Source organism: Ferruginibacter sp., from assembly GCF_031391665.1.
In the GTDB taxonomy this organism is placed as follows: Bacteria; Bacteroidota; Bacteroidia; order Chitinophagales; family Chitinophagaceae; genus Ferruginibacter.
In genome coordinates, this window is the sequence record NZ_JANMUN010000220.1 from 1 (window position 1) to 9,023 (window position 9,023).

The 9,023-nt window shown below is 35.7% G+C and carries 8 protein-coding genes; 1 reads left to right on the forward strand and 7 read right to left on the reverse strand.

Going from position 1 to position 9,023, the window contains the following annotated elements; genetic code table 11:
• Window positions 1–4: 4 nt before the first annotated feature.
• The 3 genes from ACY651_RS16630 to ACY651_RS16640 form a co-directional block, all read right to left on the reverse strand.
• Window positions 5–1,363 (reverse strand): DUF418 domain-containing protein, encoded by a 1,359-nt coding sequence (locus tag ACY651_RS16630; protein WP_462254618.1) that lies wholly within the window; start codon window positions 1,361–1,363, stop codon window positions 5–7.
• 318 nt (window positions 1,364–1,681) lie between these two features.
• On the reverse strand, window positions 1,682–2,101 hold the full coding sequence (locus ACY651_RS16635) for a PepSY-like domain-containing protein (RefSeq protein WP_462254619.1): 420 nt from the start codon (window positions 2,099–2,101) through the stop codon (window positions 1,682–1,684).
• A 50-nt stretch (window positions 2,102–2,151) separates the two neighbouring features.
• On the reverse strand, window positions 2,152–4,200 hold the full coding sequence (locus ACY651_RS16640; RefSeq protein ID WP_462254620.1) for an alpha-ketoacid dehydrogenase subunit alpha/beta: 2,049 nt from the start codon (window positions 4,198–4,200) through the stop codon (window positions 2,152–2,154).
• Window positions 4,201–4,467: 267 nt separating this feature from the next.
• On the opposite strand from ACY651_RS16640, the gene ACY651_RS16645 reads away from it, so the two are divergent.
• Complete coding sequence (locus tag ACY651_RS16645; RefSeq protein ID WP_462254621.1) at window positions 4,468–5,622, forward strand: vWA domain-containing protein; 1,155 nt, start codon at window positions 4,468–4,470, stop codon at window positions 5,620–5,622.
• A 42-nt stretch (window positions 5,623–5,664) separates the two neighbouring features.
• Here ACY651_RS16645 and ACY651_RS16650 read toward each other — a convergent pair whose 3' ends face one another.
• The 4 genes from ACY651_RS16650 to ACY651_RS16665 form a co-directional block, all read right to left on the reverse strand.
• Window positions 5,665–6,366: a phytanoyl-CoA dioxygenase family protein gene (locus tag ACY651_RS16650; RefSeq protein ID WP_462254625.1), complete on the reverse strand. Its 702-nt coding sequence runs from the start codon at window positions 6,364–6,366 to the stop codon at window positions 5,665–5,667.
• A gap of 56 nt (window positions 6,367–6,422) precedes the next feature.
• Window positions 6,423–6,791 (reverse strand): phage holin family protein, encoded by a 369-nt coding sequence (locus ACY651_RS16655; protein WP_462254622.1) that lies wholly within the window; start codon window positions 6,789–6,791, stop codon window positions 6,423–6,425.
• Window positions 6,792–6,856: 65 nt separating this feature from the next.
• Window positions 6,857–8,137, reverse strand: a complete 1,281-nt coding sequence (locus ACY651_RS16660) for a M16 family metallopeptidase (RefSeq protein WP_462254623.1) — start codon at window positions 8,135–8,137, stop codon at window positions 6,857–6,859.
• An 18-nt stretch (window positions 8,138–8,155) separates the two neighbouring features.
• Window positions 8,156–9,023: M16 family metallopeptidase (locus ACY651_RS16665; protein ID WP_462254624.1), on the reverse strand; the 868-nt coding region annotated here is incomplete at its 5' end.

The following is a 9,023-nucleotide window of genomic DNA, read 5'->3' on the forward strand; positions in this document are numbered from 1 at the left end:
TATTTTAAACAATAACAGTTTTCTCAGGAAGAGTAGTGTGAATAGTCGTTTTCCTCATCGGCTGCCTCTTCCAATACGTCAAACTCCGCCAAAGCCATTCCAGTGGGCCAAACCGGAAATATCTTAACCAGATATGACTCCAGATGATTTGCAGAAGCCAGGTTGCTGCTACTACATAGTATATCTCATACCGTTGTAGTTTGCCAAACATTCCAAAACCAACGCCATAGAAAAACAACCCGCAAAGAAGTGATTGCATCAGGTAGTTAGTAAAAGCCATCTGACCAACAGGCCGCATCAGTGCGAACAACCATTTAAACCAACCCGATTTATATAACAGCATTATCAATCCAAAAATTCCAACGGATCTTAATGTTCGTGATATTTCGTAACACTCAAATAAAACATTTCTTTTAATGTTGTAGCCATCAAATTTATAATCAATCAATGGTTGCAGCCGGAAGTACGAAAGCGTTAAGCCCAGCCCAAGGCCACCGATAAATAATGCCCAATAAATTTTAATTGACGCCGTGCCCATTAAAATACCAGTTTTAAAAAATGCCATTCCTAAAAACATAAATATCAAAATATCCCACAAACCAAAATAGGTGTAATACAATTCTCCTTCCATACTTCTGCCACTTTGATATTGGTAAAAACCTCCGTAACTACCCCTTACAGTTTTAAGATTTTTCTCCATTTTTTTTACCTTGCTTTCCTTGCTTGTTTTTTCTTTTAGCCCAGTCATGGCACCCAAATCTTCTTTTTGCTTATCGGTAAGTTTGGTTACAGTGGTATCCAGCTTTGCAATGGCTTCACCTTTATAAATCATTTTTCTATCACGGTAAGTTTCTACATTATCCCTGGCGGTTTGCAGCAGCAAACAAATAACCGCAACAATAATTAGTGCTTTGGCAGATAAGCGCCTGAAAGCAAAAGCAATCATACCAATACAGGCGTAATGAAATAAAATATCCCAAAACCATAAAAGAATAAATGCATTAAATAATCCAAATACGAGTAACCATAACTGGCGCCGAAAAAAATAATCTGCAGGCCATAAACCATCTGTCTTTTTTTCCTGCCTGCTTATAAATAAAATAATGCCTGCGCCAAACAACATAGAGAATAAGGCACGCTGGCTGCCTTCCATAAACCAATCAATAAAATACCAGGTTTTAAAATTTGCACCGCTTTCGCCCAATACAGATGGATCATCAATAACAGGGTCGGGCAATGCAAAGCCGGGAATGTTCATTAACAAAATACCGAGAATGGCAATACCTCTTAATGAATCGAGAATGGTTATACGTTCCTGCTGGGATACAGGTGCTGCATAAACAGTTGTACTGGTTGTGTTCACTAGTTTAAGGTGTTAAATGAGAATAAAAAATGGAAAGATGGGTAAAGATATATTTTGATTTTTAAAATTGCAAGTGCTTTTAAAATAAACTACAGTGGTAAAATATTGGTATAAAATGTTGCCAATATTTGTAATAAATTTTTTAATATTGAAATTTAAAAATTTAGCAGTGCTGATAAATTAGGTGGCAGTTTGCCAGTTAATGTAAAGATTTTTTTAAAATAAAGATCGTGGTGTAACTACTGGTAATATTGTGTTGAGTAAAATATTGACGGTTAGCAATAAAAATTTTCACTAATACGATTAATATTTTAATTTTTACTTTACAATACTGCCGTCAGCATTTAAAATTACTTCCATTTTTTTACTGCCTTTTTTTAATTCGGTTTCGTATAAAATTTCGCCGTTGGCTTTTTCAATTTTACCGGCACCCGCAATAGTATGTGCAGGATATTTTGTTTTTACAGTAGCTACAACTATAGCAGGTAAATCGTTTACTGCAATGGTAGCTTCTGTTTCTGTCCAGCTGCCATCTGCTAAAAAATTAGCCGACATTTTGTTACCGCTCATTTTAAAATCAGCTTCATATTCATTGGCATTTTCTTTACCCCATTTTATTTCCATTGCTGCCGGAAATTTTTTTGCAAATGCATCGCTTACTGCTTTAGGAACTTTTACGGTAAAGCCTGATAAGGTGATTATCAACAGGCTTATCACTAATAAAGAATATTTTTTCATTGTTGAAATTTTTAGTTTGACTAAATAATGTTATAAATTAGTTTGTTCTTTTAATAATTCATCAATTTATTTACGCATTCCTCCAACCTGCTGTATGCCATAAAATTTTTCTCCAGCTCTAAATTAAAAGGTATCGGTGTATCCAAACTGGCGCAACGCATTGGCGGTGCATCTAAATAACTAAAACAATTTTCAGCGATCCATGCCGCAATTTCACCGCCAATTCCGCCGGTGAGTGTGTCTTCGTGCAGTATCAAAACTTTTCCTGTAGCAGCAACCGCTTCTTCTATAGCATCGTAATCTAAAGGCAACAGCGTTCTTAAATCTACAATTTCTATACTGATGTTTTTATTTTTTGCTGCATAATCCATTGCCCAATGTACGCCGGCGCCGTATGTGATTATGGTAATGTCATCGCCATGCTGCACTGTTCTTGCTTTACCAATTTCTACTTCGTAATATTCCTGTGGTACGTGGCCGCTTACACTACGGTACAAAGCTTTGTGTTCAAAATATAAAACGGGGTTAGGATCATTTATTGCAGCAATCAATAAACCCTTTGCATCCATTGGTGTGCTGGGATAAACTACTTTTAAACCGGGGGTGTGTACAAACCATGCTTCGTTGCTTTGGCTGTGAAATGGCCCGGCACCAACGCCGCCGCCAGTGGGCATACGAATTACCACATCTGCATTTTGCCCCCAGCGGTAATGAATTTTTGCAAGGTTATTTATGATTTGGTTAAAGCCCACTGTTGCAAAATCGGCAAACTGCATTTCCATCATACTTTTAAATCCTTCTAAACTTAAACCTAATGCGGCACCAACTATTGCACTTTCGCAAAGTGGTGTGTTACGCACTCTTGCTTTACCAAATTCATTTACAAAACCTTCAGTTATTTTAAAAGCACCGCCGTACTCTGCAATATCCTGCCCCATTAAAATTAAGTTGGGGTGTTTTTGCATAGATTGATAAAGACCTTCTTTTATGCCATCTACAAAACGTTTGTCAGCCCCCTCTTGAACTTCGTTCGTTCTCTTACCAGAGAACCCCGAAGGGGGAGGAAATGTAGAAGATTGAAGCGAAGCTGTATCTAAAATTTTACATGTTCTCTTTTTATTTTCAGCATATACATCATTGATTTCCTCCTCCATATTTACCACCATTGGTTTTGCTGTGCTGGCAATTTTTAATTCGCTCTCAATATGTTCTTTTATTTCGGCTTTTATATTTTCAATTTCTTCTGCAGTTAAAATATTTTTTTCTAAAAGATATGCTTCATAATTTTTTACAGGATCTTTTTTTGCCCACAGGTCAAATAATTCCGGCGGTACATATTTTACGCCGCTGGCTTCTTCGTGCCCACGCATTCTAAATGTGGTGCATTCAATTAAATAAGGTTTTTGATTTTGCAGGCAATAGTCTCTTACCCCTTTTACAGTATCATATACTTCTAATAAATTATTGCCATCAATGCGTATGCCTTCCATACCATAGCCTTTGGCTTTATCTACCAAACTAAAACAACGGTACTGTTCATTCACCGGAGTACTTAATCCGTAACCATTGTTTTCTATAATAAAAATTACAGGTAAATCCCAAACCGCTGCAGTATTTAATGCTTCGTGAAAATCGCCTTCGCTGGTACCACCGTCGCCACTAAAAGCAACGGACACCCTGCTTTCATTTCTTAATTTATGTGCAAGTGCCACGCCATCGGCAATGGCCAACTGCGGACCTAAATGAGAGATCATGCCGCAGATATAATGTTCTTTACTTCCAAAATGAAAACTTCTTTCCCGCCCTTTGCTGTAACCTTCTTTATTGCCCTGCCATTGCATGTATAATTTACTCAGCGGCATTTTTCTTGTGGTAAACACACCGAGGTTGCGGTGCAAAGGCATTATCCATTCGTCATCTTGTAAAGCCAATGTTGCACCAACTGAAATGGCTTCCTGCCCAATTCCACTGAACCATTTACTAATTTTTCCCTGCCGCAATAACAGCAACATTTTTTCTTCTATCATTCTTGGTAAAAGAATGGATTTATAAAAATGAATTAATTCTGTAGAGGAAATATTTTTTTTATCGAACTGCATATCGTTGTTTGAGTAGCACAAAAGTAAACAAAGAAGTTTTGCCTGCGGCAAAAAGATTAGCCACGGATTACACGAATTTTCACGAATGAATACAGGTTTTGCCTGCGGCAAAAAATTATTGCCACAGAGGCACAGAAGCACAGAGATAAAAAGGATTGTATTTGTATTTTTCCGTGTTTCTGTGCCTCTGTGGCTATTCTCTTTTTTTTAACAAAAATTGTTTGTGCAAATCTGTTTATTGCTGCATCTTACCCAAAACTATTGGTTATGAAATTATCTGCTAAAATTTTCCTCGGTTTATTTTCCATTGCAAGTGTATTAAGTTTACTGGCTTTAAATAAAAAGCCTGATTATAAAAAACGGGTGCAGCCTAAAATACAGGCAGCCATTTTATTAGATGTAAGCGGCAGTATGGATGGCTTAATTGAGCAGGCCAAAGCGCAACTGTGGAATATGGTGAGTACTATGGGTAAAGCAAAATGTAATGGTGATATTGCCCCGCAAATTGAAATTGCGTTGTACGAATATGGCAGAAGCAGCAATGATATAAAACTGGGTTATGTAAAAAAGATAAATGGTTTTATAAGCGACCTGGATTCGTTATCGCAAAATTTATTTAGCTTAAAAACCAATGGTGGCGATGAATATTGCGGCCAGGTAATTTACAGCTCACTTAAAGAACTGCAATGGGATGCGGCGCCGGAAAATTATAAAGTAATTTTTATTGCAGGCAACGAAGATTTTTTACAGGGCAATATTCAATATACACAATCTTGCAAAGAAGCTAAACAAAAAGGAGTGATTGTAAATACCATTTATTGCGGCGATAAAATGCAGGGGATAGCAGAGCACTGGAATTTAGCAGGAGAATGCGGCAACGGAAGTTATACCAACATTAATCAAAATGCAAGAGAAGAAGAAATACCTACGCCTTATGACAGCATGATTTATGTGATGAATAATAAATTGAATGGCACTTACATCACTTATGGAATTGCAGGTATTACTTACCAGGCCAAACAAGGTTCGATGGATGCTGCCAATACCACAATGAGTAAAGAAGCAGGGATGAAAAGGATAAAAGCAAAAAGTAATGGTAAGGTTTATCAAAATGCACACTGGGATTTGGTAGATGCAAAAGCTAATGGAGGTTTTGATTTTGCAAAATTGGATAAAAAGAGTTTGCCCGACAGTTTAAAAAATAAAACAGCTGCCGAAATTGAAAAAATGGTTGATGAAAAAAGTAAAGAGCGCAGTAATATTCAAAAAGAAATAATAGCGCTTAATACACAACGGGATGCTTATATAGCAACAGAAAAAGCTAAGAGCGCTGCTGCAAAAAATAATTCGCCAACGCTGGAAACTGAAGTGGAAAAAATTATTAAAGAACAGGCAAGGCGGTTTAATATGAAGATTGAGTAAAGGTATTGGCACGCTGAGGAGCAGAGGACGCTGAGAAAAAATTTAATTATTTGCTCTGATTGGAAAAAATTCTGCCCAATGCAAACCTTTTGGTAATTTGCTTCTGCTGCATTCAATATGTATTACCCTTCGCTTATTGCCATTTGAAGTTCTACCCGAGGAATGGAGTAGTAAAGGTTTCATAAACATAAGACCTCCTTTTTTTACATTGCAAATATTTTCAGTTTCAACTGACCAATCAATTGTTTCGGGGCGATAAATATTTTTAAGGTGAGATTTAGGAATAATTTTTAAAGCTCCGTTATCTTCATCAGTATCATCGAGATGAATTCTCATGGTAAAATTATCCTGCAAAATATTTACAGGAGGTTGAACAGCAAATTGATTTTGTTTAGTTGTCCAGAAGGAAAAACCATCAAGTTCAATTTTTTTATTTACCGATATTGTTAGATCCTGATGCCAGGATACAAACCAATTTGATGCTTTTGGTTTATCAAAGTAAATAGATTTTACAATAAAAAATTTATCTCCAAAAATTTCTGAAATTAAGGCTGTTAATTTTTTGCTGAAGGTTATATGTAAAGCTTCCGGTACTTCTTTAAAAAATTGTCTTATAGCGAATAAATCTTTTGATTTACGGAAAGATGGGTTAGATGAATCTGTGTTTGAAATTATTTTAAGCAAGTGGTCGATTTCTTCGTAAGAAAAAACATCATCAATTACAGCAAAACCTTCGCTGTCGATTTTTTATTTTGTAATGTATGAGCAGTTCATAAATAATCTATCAACTCTTAATATTTTTAATACCCCGTCGATTTTTTTTCTTCCTCTGGAAAAGCTCTTTTATGTACAAAAGAATTAAAGAAAGATAACAGTACACTAAACAATAGTGCGTACCAAAAATTATCAACCTTAAATCCGCCTACAAAATGTGCATCTATTAAAATAATGCAGGCGTTAATTACAAATAAAAATAAACCGAGTGTAAGTATAGTGGCGGGCAATGTAAGCAATACCAGTAATGGTTTTACAATGGCATCTAATAAAGACAATACCACAGCCACCAGTAATGCGGTAAGCATATCTTTAATTTCTATACCGGGTAAAATATACGCCAGTATAAAAACATTTACAGCACACACCAATATTTTAATTAACCATTTTTGCATCGCAACATTTGTTTAAACCTATTTTAAACCTGTAAGATTTTAGAAACCTTACAGGTTTGTAAATACTAAATTACAATTAGTTCATAAAAATCTTCCGGATTTAAATATTTTTTTGCCAGCTCTCTTAACTCTTCTGCCGAAATGGTTTTTATAGTTTGCACCGAATCGTAAAAATATATTTCATCCAGGTTATTTAAAATTAAATTTTTCCAGCGGCCCATTATTTGAAAAGGCCCGTCGAGGTCGCCGAGTATAGTGCCAATTAAATAATTTCTTACTAATAATAATTCTTCTTCATCCACCAGTTCTTCCTGTAATAATTTCATTTCTTTATAAACTTCTTCAATAGTTGCTTCACTTACATCTTTACCTGCCTCGGTACTTATCATCCACGCAGTTTGCTGCAAATGATTCTGTACATAACTGTGTATGCCGTATGTGTACCCTTTATCTTCCCTTATATTACTCATAAGCCTGCTGCCAAAGTAGCCGCCAAATAAAGTATTCAGCACCATTACCTTCATAAAATCAGGATGATGGCGGTTAGGAAAATCTCTTGCAATTCTTATAGCACCCTGCACACCTTCTGCATCATTTGTTATGCGGTATTTTTTTTGTGCTGCAGGGGCAGTGTTGATGGTTGAAAGTTGATGGTTGAAAGTTTTTAAACTTAAACTTCCAAAATTATTATTCAGCTGTTCTTTTAAATTGGCGGGTAATTTACCACTTACAAAAATTATGCATTGCCCGTTTACATAATATTGTTTGTAAAATTCTTTTAGCGCTGCGGTATTCAAAGCATCAATATCTTCAGCATGAGTGTACGTTCCATAAGGATGATCTTCTCCATACACATACGCATCTATTAAACGGCTGGCCACAAAGTCGCATTTCTTTAAACTTACACTAAGGCGCTGTTTGGTATTTTGTTTGTAGGTACTTAATTCTTCTTCTAAAAACACAGCATCAGTAATCATTTCTTTTACTACCGGCAATAATTTATCTAAATGTTTATTAAGAGAAGATAAGTTTACCACTGCAGTTTCGTTATAGCATGCCCTGCTGCAATAGGCGCCGTAATAATCAAAAGCTTCATTTATTTCAAAAGCAGTTTTTGTACTGGTGCCGTTTTTTAATAAAAAATTTGTCGCACCTGCTGCATTTTTTTGTTTTTCAAAACTGTTGCCGGCATAAAAAACAAATTCTATTTGTATTACTTCCTGCGTACCGGCATCAATGGTGTACACAGGTACACCATTATCTAAAGTAAAAAAAGTATAAGGTTTTAAATGCAAATTAAATTCTATTGCATCTTTTATGGGTGGAGCTATTTTTCTATCTAACATTTTTAATTTTAGTCTTTTTTAATTGGCCAGGTAATACAACGTATTGCAATTATTTTCATCAAAAATAATTTTACATTCCTGCAATACTTGTTCTACAGTTACTGCCTGGTATCTTTCTAATTCTTTATTAATTAAATCAGCATCTCCCAACAGTTCATACATAGCAATGCTTGCGGCACGGTTCATTACGCTCATGTCTTCAAAAGCCATCATACTTTCGGTTTTATTTTTTACTTTTTCTAACTCCTTATCGGTTATACCTGATAGCTGAATTTTTTTTATTTCTTCATCTATTGCCTTCTCTGCATCTTTAATATTTACTCCTTTTACTAATTTGCCTTCAATAATTAACAGGCCGGCATCGGTACTTTGAGTGTGAGAACAATCAATATTGCTGAATAGTTTTTTTTCTTTTATAAGCGATTGAAATAGCCTTGATGAAGCACCGCCTCCTAAAATTTCTCCTATCAAATCTGCAGTATAATATCGCTTATCGGTACGGGGATAAATATGCCAGCACTTGTATAACGCATCTAAGGGAACATTGGCTTTTACCTCTAACGTTTTCGGTACTGTTTGCTTAGGCTCCTGCGGAAGATTGCGTACATATTTTTCTCCTGCCGGAATTGGAGCAAACCATTTTTCGGCAAGTTCTTTTACTTTCTCAACACTAATATTTCCGGCAACAGTTAAAATAGCATTGTTAGGAGTATAGTGTTTAAAAAAGAAAGCCTTTACATCTTCTAATGTGGCATTTTCAATATGGCTTAATTCTTTTCCAATAGTCATCCAGCGGTATGGGTGAGTGGTGTAGGCAAGCTCCAGCATTTTATGCCATACATCGCCATAAGGTTTGTTTATATAATGTTCTTTAAACTCTTCGCTT